We start from the raw sequence: 17428 nt of genomic DNA, 5'->3' as shown, positions 1-17428 counted from the left end.
TTTTGTTTGAGGTTTCAAGTTTCACGTTTCAAGTTTCAGGTTCGCTTCGCCAATCTGGCTAGAGCCTCTTGCCAAGTTCGAGAAATTGATAATTTAATCCAAATGAAAAACTTCTTTTAGCGTAATGGCAACTGGCGAATTATCAGTATTTGTCTCCATAATATCAGCCATATACGCCCACCATTTTTTTACTAATGGATGTTTTGGTAAAAATTTTTCATCAAAATCAGGACTGATTTTTTGCACTGCAAACAAAGTCAGTGTTTCTTCGTCGAGAAAAATACTATAATCCTGAACTCCGGTTTCTGAAAGCAGCAACTGTAATTCAGGCCAGATTTCGTCATGTCTTTTTTTATATTCTGCCTCAAAACCTGGTTTTAACTGCATTTTGAAAGCGTTTCTGATGGTACTATTATTTGCCATTTTTTTAATGTTTTAAATTAATTTCAACTTGTTTATCTCTGTTACAGACAATTTCGCCGTTTATATATTCTAATGCTGCTACTTGTATGGAACTTCTTTTGGTTTCAAAACTATCAACTCCTTTATTTTCAGGTGTCCTTCCCGGATGGGTGAAATAAAAAATATATGCCTTATCGCCATTCACAATCACATCCGGATGGCCGCCAATGACATTATCATCTTCCCCTGTTCCGGGGGTCTGGAGGATGTTTTTTTCCTGACGATTCCAATTCAGAAAATCTTCCGAAGAATAAATATTTAAACCTCTCCAGGAATCTGTAACCATCCAGTTTTTGTCTTTCCATGTAAAAACTTTCGGACCTTCACCTCTATCTTTTATAATCTTTTTTCCGCTGTCAACCCAATTGTACAAATCTTTACTATCAGCATAATAAATTGATTTTCCTTCGTTTTCATTATTATAAAACATTCTCCATGTTCCGTCAGGTAATCTAAATACTGAAGCATCAATACAACGATCTGAAGCCAGTTTTAATTCTGATTCGAACTTCCAATCCATCAAATTAGCACTTGTCAAATGAATTATTGAGCGCGGATGGTACCAATCGTTAAAAATCCCGGGAACGATTGTCAAATACATGTGATATTTGTTTTTGTATTTGATGACATCTGGTGCCCAATGCGTTACATCTTTCATTCTGTAATTAATGTTGCACGTATCTTTATACGTCCATTTTGCACCGTCTGTCGAAGTTGCTACGCCAATGCGCGTTCCCTGAACCCATTTAATTCCTTTAGCAGTCGAATCTTTAGCTCTTCGATTGGTGTAAAACATAAACCATTTTTTCTCTTTGTCATTCCAAATTATCGTTGGATCGGCGGCCCCATCATAAATTGGATCGCGGAATAATGGTTTTGGTGCAATATGGCTTTCGTCTTTTTTCGTTTCGTTTTGTGCTGAAACTGATAAGCAGAATAGCATTAAAGCAAAGTTCAAAAGATATTTTGGATTTATTCTCGACATTCTTCTTATTTTTTTTGAACCCCAACTTCCCAGTCATCCGTTCTGAAAGGTGATGCGGGTAAATTTTCACTATTGAATAAATTAGGTTGTGGTACCGCTTTCCATGCAAAACGAACTGCAATCGGTTTTTTTACTTTTGAAGAAGAAACTACAATTGTCTTTCCTTCAATTTTGGCTGTCGCCGAATAAAAAATCTGATCGTCGCCGGCAATTTCGAATTCTTTTAAATCCTCTGAAGGCTTTTTGAAACCCGAATCCACATCATCAAAAAACAATTGAATTTTATCTTTTTTAACTTTCAAGTGATTGTACGTTGGTCCCGAATACTCCAATTTATTTTCTCCATATGTTTTTGCTCTTGCAATCAAAGCCAATCTATGACCAACAGTTTGTTTGTCAATTGGATGAATATTGGTTTCATTTCCAACATCTGTGGTAACTGCCATTCCGGTATTTGAAACTGTTTTTGAAGCGATTAATTGTGCTTCTCTTATGTCAGGATTTTGTCCTTTGTGCGGCGCAATCTGAACAAAATAAAATGGAAAATCCCCCTGATTCCAGTCGCTTCTCCAGTTTTTAATCATTGCCGGGAACAAACTTCTGTATAAAAATGCTGTCTCGGCATTACTCTCTCCCTGATACCAGATTACGCCTTTCATGGTGTAATTTATAAGTGGATGAAGCATCGCATTATAAAGTACATAAGATGTTTTGTTATCTTCTTTTTTTGGTTTTTTAACTTCTGTTTTTGAAAGGTCGTTGTTATTTGCGATTCTTTCTTTTTTCAGATCTACGTAATAGGTTTCAAGTTTTTCCTGATATAGTTTTTCATTTTTTGCATCATCTTCCAAAATAGATAAAAAGTCGGGATTACTTTCTAAAACGGATTGTGCTGTCCAGGCTTCGGCTTTTGTTCCTCCCCAAGAAGAAGAAATTAATCCGATTGGAACGTTTAATTTTTGATACAAATCTCTCCCGAAAAAATAGGCAACCGCAGAAAATGTTTTTATAGATTGTGGTGAACATTGCTTCCAGCTTCCGGTTACATCGTCTAATGGTTTCTGCGAAGCTTTGGTTAAAACTGTAAATAATCTGATAGATGGGAAGTTAGCATTTTGAATTTCTTCTTCGTAATTTTTAACGCCTGTTTTCCATGTTCCGTCTTCCTTCCCAACAGGGAAATACATATTAGATTGTCCGGAACAAATCCAGACTTCTCCAATGAGGATATTTTTAAGAATGATTTTATTGGACGCTTCAATTGTAATTTCGAATGACTTTTCGCTTCCTGAAGGAGTTTCAACTGTTGTTTTCCAGTTTCCATCAACATTTGCGGTAATTTCTACGGGCGTACTTTGCCATCCAAGGGTAATATTTATTTTTTCATTTGGTGCTGCCCATCCCCATAAATTGACTTTAGCATTTTGCTGTAACACCATATTATTACCGACTAAAGCGGGTAATTTAACTTGGGCATTCGCTGCAAATTGTAATCCTAGAATAATAAAAAATAAGGAAAGCTTTTTTAAATAAATCATCAGTAATTTAATTTTAATACTTAAACTTTAAAGATATAGCACTAAATCGATATCGGTATCCTGTGCTTCCCTGTTTATTGAAGATTTGGGAAAACAAAAAAAGGCAATAACGATGTGTTATTGCCCTGTAAAATTAAAACCACTTAATTTTTACCAATTACTGATTAAATTCCAAACCATTTGAAAAATTTAACACTCAAATTTATCCATTACATTACTGATAACTATCCTGTTGTACCCTGCTTATGAAATAAAAAAAACCGTCTCACAATTGAGACGGCTTTTAAATAAAAAACAAAAATAGAATTCGGTTTATTAATAACCAGGATTCTGCATTGCTTGTTTTTCTGCAGCGGTTAAAGGTTTTCCGTTTGCATAAACTCCATCAAGGAAAGTTTGCGGAATAGGACGTAAATTGTGGTACTCCTGAACATTTGGAGCTGCTTCAATATTATATGCTTTTGCTCTTGCAACTAATGTTTTTGTACGGCTCAAATCATCCCAACGGTGAAATTCTCCACAAAGTTCTCTGGTTTTTTCATTCAGTACCAAACATAACATTCTGTCGTAATCACTACTGTATCCAAGTTTTGCAATTACTGCCATATCTTCTGCAGGTAATGCACTGATACTTGAAATAGTTAAACTTGTTGCCGTCGTTGCAACCGGAATATTGTTAGATTCGTAATAAGAGTTTTCAGGAATATAAGAAATCGGGATTCCAGCCTGACCTGTTGTTGTCCATGCTGCTGAACCATCTACATAAGCAGCACGGTTTTCTCCTGATTTGTATGCAGCACGAGTACGAACTGTATTGATATAGGTTAGTGCATCAGCATAGGTTGCAGATCCAAGTTTTGCAAGGCGAACTTTTGCTTCAGCTGCCATTAAATAAGTTTCTGCAGAGCGTGCCAAAATGATATCACGAGATCCTTTGATATTACTCAAATCGATTCTATTTCCATCCATATATTTACTTAAAGACGGGAATCTTACATCGGCCATTAAACCCACTTTATCAGCAGCATACGCTACATAAGCACTTGGAATTGTTTTTCCGGTTTTAGGATAAATGATGGCATCCGTATTTTTAGTTTTAGCAAAACGTGTATCAGATGGACTATTAACTATGTACATAATCCCTAAATCACCATTTTTATAAACACTTCCGGATGCATTATTAACAATACTTTTTGTCTGGAAACTTTTCCAGAAACGAGAATCGTTTATGTGATCAAAAGCGTCATAAACGAAGTAAGTTGGCGCCAAACGGCTGAAAGGTCTTCCTCCTGCAAGGTTACGTTTCATTTGTGGCAACTGATCGTAAGTGGAAAGGAAATACAAATGTTGTTGATTTCCTCCTGATGTTAACGGACTTGCATTAAACTGTGTGCTTAAAATTAACTCAGGAAGTTTTTCGTTTGCTCCATCCTGAACAGTATAATTCCATAAATTATCATAGTTTGCCGCTAATGGATGACGAGAAATTACTTCATCAGATAAGCTAACTACTTTTTGTAAATCGGCAGTTTTTGTAGCTGAGTTCCAAGAATCATTTATTTCACTGGCACGGGTTAAATAGGCTTTTGCCAAATAGTGCGCAGCTGCATCTTTAGTGATTTTAGCCGGCGCTCCTGCATTACCCAATAAATTATAAGCTTGGGTAAAATCAGCAATTACTTGTTCTAAAACTTGTTGCGGTGTAGCTCTTGTAAATTCTAACTGAACAGTTGAAGTCGGTTTTAATTGTAAAGGAACTGCACCATATTGACTTACTAGTTTTAAATAATTGAAGGCTCTTAAAAAATATCCTTCTCCTAAAGCCGTATTCTTGATTGCAGCATTTGAAGAAACGATATCTGTAGCTGACTCAATTAACTGGTTTGCATTTCCAATTCCGATATATAAATTATCCCAATTGGTATTTGCGGCTACTGTATTAGCATTTGAAACTGTAACGAAAGCTTTGAAACCAGAAGAATATGAATTCCAAATCCAGTTTGAAGGGTCTCCTCCGGCATGAAATTCGTCTGTACCGGACTCTGTTGCTGAAAGCGGAACTTCTCCTTGAAATTCTACAGCAAAAACCTGATAATAAGTACCAATGGCTAACGCCTGGATTCCTGCTTCGGTTTTATAATATTCTTTACTATAAGCTGTGGTCAACTCTTCATCAAGAAAATCTTTGTTGCATGAACTTGTTAAAGTCAATGCTGCAACAAGCATTAAGTTGATATATAGTTTTTTATAATTTTTCATAATGATCTTTTTTTAAATTAATTTAGAATTCTACATTTAACCCTAAAGTCATCCCTCTGTTTGACGCTGTTGTCTGTGTATCCAAATCAGTCCATTTTACTTTTGTGAAAATCATACCTGGATTAGTTGCCTGACAGTATAATCTCAATTTAGTAAGTCCAAGTTTCTGCACTAAATCTCTATCGAAATGATATGCAAACGAAACATTTCTCATTTTTAAGAAAGATCCGCTGCGGTATCCTAAAATAGGATAGTACGGGTCTCCTGTACCTGCAGAATAAATTGGTTTTTGGTATTCTGCATTCGTATTATTTTCGGTGTAATAATTAATTGATCTCTGGCTTCCTTTTGCTCCTTCGTTTTCTCCTCCAGTATCATAATAGTACCCCATACGACCATAAATAAAGAATGATAATTCATAATTTTTATATGTGAACGTATTTGTTAATCCCATAATATATTTTGGATCTTTAGAACCAATAATTACACGATCATTGTTGGCATCAATTTTATAATCTCCATTTTGATCAACTGGTCTTGCATTACCAGCTGTAAATCCGGCACCATTAGCATTAAATTTCGCCATTTCGGCAGCATCTTCAGGTTTCCAGATTCCGTTTGATGCGAAACCGTAAATTACATTTTGAGAATTTCCAATAAATAAACTACTGTTAATGTCGTCAACCTTTCCGTTTGCAAGTGTTACGATTTTACTTTGTTGGTATGAACCATTAAAAGTAGAAGTCCACTCAAAATCTTTTGTTGTTACATTTACCGTATTTAAAGTAAGCTCGACTCCTTTTCCTTCTGTTTCACCTACGTTTTGATATCCATCTTTAAAACCATTTACTGTTGGGATTCCTCTTTTAAACAATAAATCGGTTGTTTTACTTGTATAATAATCTAAGGCTCCTGCTACTCTGCTGTTGAACAATGAGAAATCAATAGCATAGTTAAACTGAGCTGTTTGCTCCCAACCCAAATCTAAATTTCCTAAAGATGTGTTGTTTATTACACCTGATCCGTTTGGATAAACAATTCCTACCAATGGAGGTTGTGTACCGTATGCAGCAATGGCAGAATTTCCTGTAACTCCATAACCAATTCTAAATTTTAATTGGTTAATCCAGGATACATTCTCAAGAAATTTTTCTTTACTGATCACCCATGCTCCTGAAGCACTTGGGAAAAACGCTTCTTTATTTCCCTCTGCTAATTGAGAAGCTGAATCACTACGTATTGATCCTGTAAATAAATACTTATCAGCATAACTGTAACTTAGCCTTCCCATATAAGAATACAGACCAGATTCTATTAAACCTGAAGAATAACCGGCAAGCGTTACATTTGAAGGAGTCAAAGCATTCCATTTGTTTCTTGGATCTTTTATGTCATTAGCTGACATAGAACTTTGTTCATTATGATATTGTGTTTGGCTTAACAGAAATGTTCCGCCAAAGGTATGATTACCAAAAGTTTTGTTATAAAGAAGTAAATTGTCTAATGTATATGAAATTGTTTGTTCTTTAGTTAAAGAAGCAAAACTTGTTCCTGAACGAATTGCCGATTTACCATCTAAAAATACTCCATCACGGTAAGAAGTAAGGTCCGGACCAAAGTTTACACGATATTTCAAACCGTCTAATTTAGAATTGAATCCGCCTAAATCAAATTGTGCGTATAAACTACCAAAAGCACGCATTGTGATACGCTGATCCTGAGATAATTTATATTCATCTACAGGAGTTCTGATTGTGGAATCCCCTCCAGGGCTATCAATTCTGTTTCCGTTCAGATCATAAGGAACTGCGTAAGGAAGATTCGTACGGGCTGTTGCATAGATTCCGGTTGAACTTGTAACAGCAGTTCTTCCTACGTTTGATTGTCCGTATTCATTTATACCATAACTTGTATTAATACTAACTCCCATCTGGAACCATTTTGTTGGTGTAATATCAACATTGGCTGTACCGCTATAACGTTTATAGCTTTGTCCAAATAAAGTTCCTGTATTATTTAAATATCCAAATGAACCATAAGCTTTCATTTTTTCGGTACCACCGCTCACACCTAATGTATGCTGTACTGTAACTCCGGTACGAGCGACAAATTTTGTCCAGTCTGTAGTGGCTACTTTAGAACCATCCCATGTACCAGTAGCCCATCCTTTAGAAACGTTTGCCCATGCTGCAGGATCTGCAGAAGCCAGAAAGATTAACTTATCGTTTTCTATATTTGGTGTATCTCCTTTTGGAAAAGCACTTGGATTAGAATAATATCTTCCCCAACGACGGAAATCAATATATTCTGAAGCACTCATCATTGGAGCATTTTCATGGATAGTTTCTGTTACAAGAGAGGTGTCATAATTTAATGTAAATCTCCCGTTTTTTCCTTTTTTTGTTGTGATAATTACCACCCCATTTGCACCGCGAGAACCATAAATGGCTGTTGCTGATGCATCTTTTAAGATGTCAATTGACTCAATATCTGTAGGGTTCAAAAAGTCAATTCCTCCTGAATTAGCATCTACACTATTTTTCCCTGTAGTTGAATCTGTATTAAGTCTCGTATTTAATGGAATACCATCTACTACATAAAGCGGTTCATTGGAAGCCGAAATAGAACGCGCTCCACGAATAGTAATACTCGCAACAGTTCCTGGACGTTCTGTAGTAGTAACATCAACTCCGGCAGCCTTTCCTTGCACGGCCTGAACTGCATTGACAACAGGTCTTGAAGCAATCTCATCAGCACCTACACTGATGATAGATCCGGTAAGATCTTTTTTCTTCTTTACACCGTACCCAACAACAACTACTTCCTCCAGAGAGTTGTCATCTTCTTTTAGTACGACATCATAGACACTTGCATTTCCAACAGTGATTTCCTGTTTTTTAAAACCGATGAAAGTGTAAACAAGTACAGATCCGGGAGCCGCACTGATGGCATAGCTTCCATCCATATCGGTGCTGACACCATTCTGACTTCCTTTGACGAGGACATTTGCACCTGGCACTGGTAATCCAGTGGCATCTTTGATGATACCTTTAACTACTTTATTCTGCGCATAGCCTGATGCATGGAATAATGCAATCATAGCTATCACTAGCAGAATACTAAATTTGTTTTTCATAAAAGTAAAATTTGGTTGGTTAATTAATTAGTTAAATCAAATTTATTTAGAAGTTGATTTCACACTGTCCTGTAGTGTCCTGCTATGTAATTTGTTACATTTCTAATTTACAGCATTTTAACCGTTGCATTTAAGTTTTTTTTAACCATAAAACTCTTCAAACCCTTGATTTTCAAGCCAAAATTAGCACCAAAGCCACAAATACTAATATATAAATTAAATCACATATTTTTTTCATATCACATAATTTTATTCAATTATTTTTATTAAATAAAAAAAATATTACGAAATAGACTAACTATTCCGTAATATTAAAAATTACAGCTAAAAATTGATAAAAAGTTACATTAATTGAGACTGTGATAGTTACATTTTTTTACTTAAAAAAACAAAAGCAACAGTTATAAAACAAAAAAAACCGCCTCATTTCTGAGGCGGTAATTCTTCTAAAAACAAAAATAAAAAAGGATCCTTTTATTAATAACCCGGATTTTGCCATGCAGCTTTTTGCGCAGCTGATAAGTTTGATCCATCTTCATTCAATAATCCATCAATGAATGATTGAGGAATTGGACGCAGCTCATGTTTATTAGCTTTAATATTTGGTGCGGCTTCAGCATTGAATGCTTTTGCACGTTTAATCAATAATCCTGTACGAGAAAGTGTTTCCCAACGTTGCCACTCTCCTAACAACTCACGTGTAGATTCGTTAAGAATAAAGTTGATTGCACGCTCTTTATCTGTTGAAGCTCCAACTTTGGCAATAATTGCTTCGTCTTCTGCCGGCAAATTATTAGGGAAAGTTGTAAGTCTTAAATCAGATGCTGCTGTTGTGACAGGGATAGTTGGATTAGACAAATAATACGTATTCATATCTAAATTCGAAGCCGTAAAGTTTGTCGCATTAGTTCCGGTATTCAAAGGATTAACTTTAAACGCCTGAGAACCATCATTATAATAAGATCTATTTTCTCCAGCTTTCCATTGTGCTCTTGCTCTTACTACGTTGATATCCTGCATTGCATTACCAAATTGGTTAAGACGAACATAACATTCAGCACGTACTAAATACGTTTCAGCAAGACGAGCCATAATTACATCACGGTGCGCATCACCTCTTTCAGCAGTACGAGAACCATCTTCTGTTTTATTGATTCCGGCAAAGAAGTTACAAATTGCCTGATTTCCAAATTTAGGAGCTACATATGTACCGTTTTGGTACAACACTAAAGAGTTAGGAACAAACTGTCCTTTTTTAACCGCTAAAGTTCCTGTAGTAGCAGTTTGTCTTGCTCCGGTATTCCATTCTGGTAAACGACCAGCAGCATCAGTCCACGTTGGAGCCTGAACGCTTGCGCCAAATTTAGCACTGTTATAAGTATTGTCGTTTTTAGTATTTAAAATCATTACAATAGCCGGATCTCCAATTTTAACCCCGGATGGATTAGGCGTAATTACAGTATTAGCACCATAAACCGTTCTGAAAGTTTTCCACATACGGGCATCGTTTACGTGATCGAAAACGGAGTAAGTGTATTCTGTAGGACGACAACGTTGAAAATCCATACTACCAATCCAAACACCACGTTTTACCCATCCTCCAGAGAAACTAGAAAACTGAGGTGCGAAATAGCTATAGGTACGGTTTCCAAAACGACCAACTGTAGCAGCATCACCATTGTGGCCAGCAGCCATTAAAATTTCGTTAAGCTGCTCATTCGGGCAGTCAATTCCTGTCCAGTTAGCATATAAATCACTATAGTTAGGTGTTAATGGCCCACGAGCTGTAATTGCATACGAACAAGCATCTATTGCTTCTTTAAGATCAGCATCTTTATAGGCTGCATTCCAGGCGTCATTACGCTCAGACGCACGGAACAATAATGCTTTTGCCAAGAAATGCGCAGCAGTTGCTTTTGTCCATGTAACCCCTTTTCCATACGTATAAACTTCACCTTCAAAAAGATTATATGCATTACGTAAGTCAGATACTACCTGAGCCCATGTCTGCTCATCTGTAGAACGCTCGTAGTTACGAACAACTCCTTCAATAGGTTTAGTCTGAAGAACAACTCCTCCGTATTGTGCCGCAAGTCTGTAATAATTGTATCCTCTTAAAAAATAAGCATGGGCTAAACAGCGATTTCTGATTTTTACATCCGGAATTACTGTTTCTGCTTTAGCAATGATCGTATTACAAGATGCAATACCATAGTACATTTCATCCCAAAGAGCATTTGGGTTTGTTGCATTTCCATTTGCTGCCCCTGTAGCTGTTGATGCACCTACCGGTCCAAAACGGTTATCATAGGTATTCCACATTTCATTGGTAAGGTCATTTGCGTTAGTAAACTCATCTGTACCATAAAGTGTATTTCCATACGACCATTCAAAACCAAAATGCCAGCGAATATTACCATAAAGAGATACTGTTAAAGCCTGAAGACCATCACGAGTATCAAAATAAGCGGTCGAATATGCATTTGTTTGTTCTTCGTCCAGAAAATCTTTCGAACACGAAGTCAATGACAACCCCGCCATTAATAAAAGACCGATTCCGATATTTTTTATATTATTCATTTTTTTACTTTTATTGTTATACTTCAATTCGCCAGAATATCTCATTAAAACCCAACTTCAATACCCATAACAAAACTGCGATTGTAATAAGTTTTATTCGTGTCAAAATCATACCAGTCTAGAGATTGGTAAATGCTTCCAGGATTTACAGCTTGTAAATAAAGTTTCATGTTCGCCAATCCCACTTTATTTGCAACATCTTTAGATAAATTATAACCCAAAGAAATATTACGAATTTTTACAAAAGCAGCTTTTTGAAAACCAAGAAGTCCAGAAAAAGCATCTGCAGAACCAGAAGTTGCCTGACCAAGAATTGGTTTTTGGAATTCAGCATTCGGGTTATCAGGAGTCCAGTAATCAACTTCATGCTGATTCGCATGAGCCGTTAAAGCTTCTCCACCTAATGAGGCAGTATACCCCATACGTCCGTAAATATTTATTCCTAAATCAAAACCCTTATAAGAAAAGTTGTTATTCCATCCCATTGTCCAGTTAGGGTTACTATTCCCTATAACAACACGATCAGCACCATCCATTTTATAATCTGCATTTTGATCTATTGGTCTTACGTTACCTGGCGTAAATTTATAACCATTAGCATTCCATTTAGCCATTTCAGCAAGATCTTCCGGAGTATTTTGCCAAAGACCTTTACTGTCATATCCATAACGAACAGCGATAGACTGCCCAATGAACCATGAATTACTCACCATGTCTTGTGCACCATTTGCCAATTCTACAATTTCATCTTTTTGCCAAGCACTATTTAAACTGGTTTCCCATGTAAATCCGCTGGCAGTTTGAACCGGAATAAGATTAAGTGTTACTTCGACTCCACGATTTTTTGTTTCACCAACATTCGAAACGATATAAGGATAACCTGATATAGGAGGTATAGCTACTTGTAATAATAAATCAGTAGTTTTAGATTTGTAAGTATCAATAGTACCGCTAATTCTGTTTTTTAAGAAACTAAAATCAATTCCAAGATTGTATTGTGTGGTTTTTTCCCAACCTAATTTTTTATTAGGCATTCCTGTTTGACTATCAGTATAATAAGGCTCATTTGTAGTGAAACCAATTTGATTACTCATGCCATTAAAAGGAAGAAATATTTGACTAATATTACCTAATGTTCCGTAAGGATCTACCGAAGAGTTCCCTACTGTACCCATACCTACACGTAGTTTAAGGTTATCAACCCACTCTACATTTTTTAAAAATTCTTCATTGTTGATACGCCAAGCTAATGCTGCAGAAGGAAAAAAGTCCCATTTATGTCCTTCAGACAATTGTGTAACTCCATCCCAACGTCCTGACATAGTTAACAAATAACGATTATCAAAACCATAATTTGCACGAACCATATAAGAGCTGATTGCACGCTCACTAAGACCAGAACTCATACGTGCATTATTAGCAGCATTTGTAGCATCTACTGAACCCATTTGATTCCATAAAAAAGAAGCTTTAGGGATATTATTAGCACTCATTTCAGAATTTTCAATATTCCATGCAGATGCTGTCTGTAATAAAGTTAAACCAACTTTATGCTTAGCAGCAAAGGTACGGTCATAGTTAATCATATTATCAAGAGTCCATGAAAGGTCACGACGGTTTTTAAGACGGGCAAAATTACTACCCGAAGTACCATTTGAGTTCACTTTTAACGATGATGAACCATCAATATAAACACCTTCTCTCCAACTACGAAAATCAGGTCCAAAATTTATTTTATAAGTAAGACCCTCCATACCTTTTGACATTTTGCCAAAATCTAAAGTAGCAGAAAAATTACCTAAAACACGCATTGTTTGTGACTGCTGCGTACTTTTTTCCCATTCATCCATAATAGTATAAACCCCTGATTCACCACCCGGATTAATAATCAGTTTACCATTTGCATCATAAGGAACAGCAATATTATAAATTTGTTTCGCTGCACCATAAATTGCATCTGGCGATGTACCGCTTCTTGCACTTAAAGTCGACATACCATAATCCTGCTCACTCCATGAAACATTCATAGATGCATTCATTTTAAACCAAGCCACCGGAGTGATATTTGAAGTCAGTTTTGCAGTATAACGTTTGTACCATTGTCCTTTTTGAGTACCTTGATTATCTAAATAACCAAGAGATCCATATGTATTTACTTTTTCAGAACCTCCACTGGCACTAATAACGTGCTCCGTACTAACTCCTCCCTGAGTTACATAATCCGTCCAGTCTGTATTAGTTACTTTGGAAGCGTCCCAAGTACCACTTGCCCATCCTTTTAGTACATTATCTCTTGATGTTTGACCGTCTAATGCACTATCAAAGATCAATTTATCATTTATTAAAGTAGGTGTAGCTGGATTAGCATATTTAGTTGGATCAAGGTTGTATGCTGCCCAACGTCTGAAAGTAATAAAATCAGAAGCACTCATTGATGGTGATCTGTCAACAATGTCAGAAGTAGTTACGGTACCAGCATAATTTAAAGTAAATCTGCCAGATTTTCCTTGTTTAGTTGTTACAATTACAACTCCATTTGCACCACGGGAACCGTAGATTGCTGTAGCAGATGCATCTTTAAGAATATCCATCGATTCAATATCCCTTGGGTTCAGTGTTTCAATAGCAGATGCAGACAACAATGGCACACCGTCTACAACATATAGAGGATCATTACTTGCAGTTATAGAACGATTACCACGAATACGTACTGTACCAAGAGATCCAGGACGCTCGGTAGTCGTTACATCAACTCCCGCAATCTTACCCTGCAATGCTTCAGTAGCACTTGTTACTGGTCGATTCATTAATTGCTGGGCATTTATAGATGAAACTGACCCTGTTACATCAGATTTCTTCTGAGTTCCATAACCAACAACAACAATTTCATTTAGCTGTGATGCTTCTTCAACAAGTTTTACATTGATTTCTGAAGTAGTACCAACAGTCTTTTCAACAGTCTTTGAACCTGTAGAAGAAAAAACTAATACTTGTCCTGCACTGGCATTGATAGTATATTTACCATCAAAGTCAGAGCTGGTCCCCTGTTTTGTTCCTTTAACAAGTACATTTGCTCCTGGTATAGGCAATCCCGTTCCATCGGTAATTGTTCCTTTAACCACTTTACTTTGCGCATAACCTGCTGTCTGCAGCAATGCAAACATGGCTAAAATCAGCAAAAGACTAAATTTATTTTTCATAAAAAGTTAAATTTGGTTAATTAAATTAGTGTCCCAAATTTATTTAGATAAGGATTGCACAGCATCCTGCGGTATCCTGTTAAAATTTAGCTTTTTTTAACTTTTAACATCTTAAAGTTATCTAAAAAACATATAACTACCTGATTTACAGTGATAAATAAGTGTAAAATTTACAGATATCACATCTTAATTTTTGTTGAAATATTTTTTAGCATTTCATATTTATTCTCAATTAAAAATGAGAATTGATGAAAAATTCTCTCAAATTTTTATTCATTTAATTATTAAGCAAACTAACTAACAGGATGCTACAGGATGGCAAATTGAGGAAGTACCAATAATTTTACTTTATCAGTAAAGAATAAAATTACTCCTGTTTCTGATTTATACTAAATAAGGAATTAATACTTTAGTGAACACTTTACAAAACATCTGATTAACCGAGAACAATGAGACTAACCAAATCTAAACATGTTATTATCTTATCTTTTTTGTGTGCTTTTACTTCATTTGCACAGGAAACAAATAAATCACCTTGGCCAAAATCTACCAATATAAATCAACCTTGGGCACGTTGGTGGTGGATGGGCAGTGCCGTCGACAAACCCAACTTAAAAAAGAGTCTTATAGATTTTCATAATGTCGGAATTGGTGGTGTTGAAATTACTCCTATATATGGTGTTAAAGGTGAAGAAAAGAATTTCATTGATTATTTGTCCCCAAAATGGATGGAAATGCTCGATTATACCATTCATGTTGCAGACAGTCTTCATATGCAAGTCGATATGGTTTTAGGAACAGGCTGGCCTTACGGAGGTTCGCACATTACTTTGCCAAATGCTGCAACAAAACTGATTGTAGAAAAATATCAGCTTAAAAAAAATGAAACTTTTGACAAAAATATTGCAGTTCAAAACACAAAAGAAAAACAGCCGGCTGAACTTCTATATGTTGTTGCTTACGGTAGCGATGGCAGCTATGTAAACTTAACGGATCAGTTAAAAAAGAATCAGTCAAAATCAAAAGATAAAGGTATTGACGGTACTTCTGTTGCAATTCCGAATCAAGTAGAGCCTAACAAATTAAAATGGAAAGCAAAAAATACTGATTATACCATATATGCAGTATTTAGTGGAAAAACTGGACAACAAGTTAAAAGAGCTGCTCCAGGTGGAAGTGGTTTTACCTTAGATCATTATTCTGAAGAAGCGCTAAATGCTTATGTTGTGCCTTTTAACAATGCTTTTAAAGGTCATGAAGGAAAAATCAGAGCTATTTTTAATGATAGTTACGAAGTTTACGGAACTGACTTTACACCTAATTTCTTTGAAGAATTCCAAAAACTGAGAGGTTACGACTTAAAAAAAGAATTGAATGTACTACTAAATGAAACCGATAGTGAAATCAGTAACAGAATAAGAAGTGATTACCGTCAGACCATAGGCGATTTATTATTGAATAAATTTGATAAGCCTTGGACAAAATGGGCCAATTCAAAAAACTTCAAAACAAAACTTCAGGCACATGGATCCCCTGGCAATTTAATTGATTTGTACGCTTCCGCAGATATTCCGGAATGCGAAACATTTGGTTCAATGCCATTTGACATTCCAGGTTTCAGACGTGAGAAAGAAGATATTCGCGCAGGTGATGCAGATCCTGTTATGCTAAAATTTTCATCATCAGCAGCGCACATTTCTGGAAAAAATTTAGTTTCATCCGAAACCTTTACTTGGTTGAGAGAGCATTTTAAAACTGCTTTATCACAATGTAAACCCGAAGCCGAAGATTTAATGCTGAACGGAGTTAATCATATTTTCCTGCATGGTTCAACGTATTCACCAACTAGAGCTGCCTGGCCGGGTTGGGAATTTTATGCTTCTACAAATTTCAATGCCAATAATAGTATTTGGGAAGATGCTCCTTCTCTATTCTCGTATATCGCAAACTGTCAATCGATGTTGCAGCAAGGAAAATCAGATAATGAAATTCTTTTATATTGGCCTATTTTTGATACTTGGGATAAATACTTAAATGGAACTTTATTCTTCCAATTCAAAATTCACTCTTTATCTGAATGGCTGTACGAAACTTCATTTTACGACACCACCAAAAGTCTGATGAAGAAAGGATACGGAGTTGATTTTATTTCAGATAATTTTATCTCTCAAGCGAAAGTAATTGACGGAAAAATTAGTCTGTCAGGAACAACTTTTAAAGCTTTGATTGTACCTATTACAAAGAAAATGCCACTTACAACGTTGCAAAAACTTATTGAATTGAAAAAAGCGGGAGCTAATATTATTTTTGAAGGTCTTCCAGAATCCGTTCCGGGTTTTAACGATTATAAAAAACAGGAACAAGAACTTAAAACTACATTAGCAGCTAACAGCGAATTAGTAAAACCAACTTCTGATATTTTTAAAACATTAGAAGATGCTCAAATACTTCCTGAAACACTGGTAAATACAGGCTTAAAATTTACCAGAAGAACTATTGATGGCGAAAAAATATATTATTTGGTAAATCATACACCAAAAACTATTGACGAATTTATTCCGTTACAAGTTGGGAATAAAGAAGTCGTGATTTTTGATCCATTAAACAGAGATTATGGTAATGCAATCGTAAACAAATCTGCCAATACAACTTTAGTAAAAATCAAAATTGAACCGGGACAATCTTATTTTCTAAAAACAGAAAATACAGCTTCACAAAAAAAATGGAAGTATTATGAGCCAACTGCCGATGCTGTTCCGTTAAAAGGAAACTGGAAAATTACTTTTGATAAAGGCGGACCGCAATTGCCTCCAAGTGCAACAGTTTCAAATTTAGAATCATGGACAAAATTAGGTCCGGAAGCTGAAGCGTTCTCAGGATCAGCAACGTATACTTTACAATTTGATAATCCGAATAATAAAGTTGAAAGCTGGAATTTAAATTTAGGAGATGTCCGCGAAAGCGCAAAAGTTTGGCTAAACGACGAGTTTATTGGTACAGCCTGGTCAGTTCCATATCAATTGAATATCGGAAAATTAAAATCTGGAAAAAACATTTTAAAAATTCAGGTGACCAATCTTTCTGCGAACCGAATTCGCAATAAAGAACTGAAAGGCGAAGAATGGAAAATCTTTTACGAAATCAATATGGTTGATAAAGATTATAATAAATTCGATGCAACAAAATGGGCACCAATGCCTTCTGGTTTATTAGGACCAATAACGATTACACCACTAAAACAAAAAAACTAAAACTAATAAGTAACGAA

Annotated in this window: 8 protein-coding genes; 1 reads left to right on the top strand and 7 read right to left on the bottom strand. The window is 35.8% G+C overall.

The genetic code is table 11. The features are described 5' to 3' along the window. Nucleotides 1–93 precede the first annotated feature (93 nt). The 7 genes from rhaM to J2X17_RS04355 all read right to left on the bottom strand — a co-directional run bounded on the left by rhaM (nucleotide 94) and on the right by J2X17_RS04355 (nucleotide 14160). Nucleotides 94–423: an L-rhamnose mutarotase gene (gene rhaM / locus J2X17_RS04385; RefSeq protein ID WP_310295058.1), complete on the bottom strand. Its 330-nt coding sequence runs from the start codon at nucleotides 421–423 to the stop codon at nucleotides 94–96. Between the two features lie 4 nt (nucleotides 424–427). Next, nucleotides 428–1447 carry a family 43 glycosylhydrolase gene (locus tag J2X17_RS04380; protein WP_310295056.1) on the bottom strand — a complete coding sequence of 340 codons (1020 nt, stop codon included), beginning with the start codon at nucleotides 1445–1447 and terminating at the stop codon, nucleotides 428–430. Nucleotides 1448–1452: 5 nt separating this feature from the next. Next, entirely contained in the window at nucleotides 1453–2985 is a 1533-nt protein-coding gene (locus J2X17_RS04375) for a sialate O-acetylesterase (RefSeq protein WP_310295054.1), read from the bottom strand. A gap of 315 nt (nucleotides 2986–3300) precedes the next feature. Next, nucleotides 3301–5244, bottom strand: coding sequence for a RagB/SusD family nutrient uptake outer membrane protein (locus J2X17_RS04370; protein WP_310295052.1), 1944 nt, complete (start codon nucleotides 5242–5244; stop codon nucleotides 3301–3303). A gap of 22 nt (nucleotides 5245–5266) precedes the next feature. After that, nucleotides 5267–8380, bottom strand: coding sequence for a SusC/RagA family TonB-linked outer membrane protein (locus tag J2X17_RS04365; RefSeq protein WP_310295050.1), 3114 nt, complete (start codon nucleotides 8378–8380; stop codon nucleotides 5267–5269). Between the two features lie 477 nt (nucleotides 8381–8857). Beyond that, entirely contained in the window at nucleotides 8858–10960 is a 2103-nt protein-coding gene (locus J2X17_RS04360; protein WP_310295048.1) for a RagB/SusD family nutrient uptake outer membrane protein, read from the bottom strand. Nucleotides 10961–11004: 44 nt separating this feature from the next. Further along, the gene (locus J2X17_RS04355) at nucleotides 11005–14160 is read right to left on the bottom strand and encodes a SusC/RagA family TonB-linked outer membrane protein (RefSeq protein WP_310295046.1); all 3156 of its coding nucleotides are present in this window, start codon (nucleotides 14158–14160) and stop codon (nucleotides 11005–11007) included. A 449-nt stretch (nucleotides 14161–14609) separates the two neighbouring features. Between J2X17_RS04355 and J2X17_RS04350 the strand changes: the two genes are divergently transcribed. Then, on the top strand, nucleotides 14610–17411 hold the full coding sequence (locus J2X17_RS04350; protein ID WP_310295043.1) for a glycosyl hydrolase: 2802 nt from the start codon (nucleotides 14610–14612) through the stop codon (nucleotides 17409–17411). The last annotated feature ends 17 nt before the right edge of the window (nucleotides 17412–17428 follow it).

Origin of the sequence: Flavobacterium aquidurense (assembly GCF_031458035.1) — a bacterium.
Classification (GTDB): Bacteria; Bacteroidota; Bacteroidia; order Flavobacteriales; family Flavobacteriaceae; genus Flavobacterium; species Flavobacterium aquidurense_C.
The sequence above is the reverse complement of the archived record's forward strand: the minus strand, read 5'-3'. Positions and strand labels throughout refer to the sequence as shown.

What these genes read in the sequence shown, in the direction of transcription:
- rhaM (WP_310295058.1), bottom strand. Translation starts at nt 423, where the DNA reads ATGGCAAATAATAGTACCATCAGAAACGCTTTCAAAATGCAGTTAAAA.
- J2X17_RS04380 (WP_310295056.1), bottom strand. Translation starts at nt 1,447, where the DNA reads ATGTCGAGAATAAATCCAAAATATCTTTTGAACTTTGCTTTAATGCTA.
- J2X17_RS04375 (WP_310295054.1), bottom strand. Translation starts at nt 2,985, where the DNA reads ATGATTTATTTAAAAAAGCTTTCCTTATTTTTTATTATTCTAGGATTA.
- J2X17_RS04370 (WP_310295052.1), bottom strand. Translation starts at nt 5,244, where the DNA reads ATGAAAAATTATAAAAAACTATATATCAACTTAATGCTTGTTGCAGCA.
- J2X17_RS04365 (WP_310295050.1), bottom strand. Translation starts at nt 8,380, where the DNA reads ATGAAAAACAAATTTAGTATTCTGCTAGTGATAGCTATGATTGCATTA.
- J2X17_RS04360 (WP_310295048.1), bottom strand. Translation starts at nt 10,960, where the DNA reads ATGAATAATATAAAAAATATCGGAATCGGTCTTTTATTAATGGCGGGG.
- J2X17_RS04355 (WP_310295046.1), bottom strand. Translation starts at nt 14,160, where the DNA reads ATGAAAAATAAATTTAGTCTTTTGCTGATTTTAGCCATGTTTGCATTG.
- J2X17_RS04350 (WP_310295043.1), top strand. Translation starts at nt 14,610, where the DNA reads ATGAGACTAACCAAATCTAAACATGTTATTATCTTATCTTTTTTGTGT.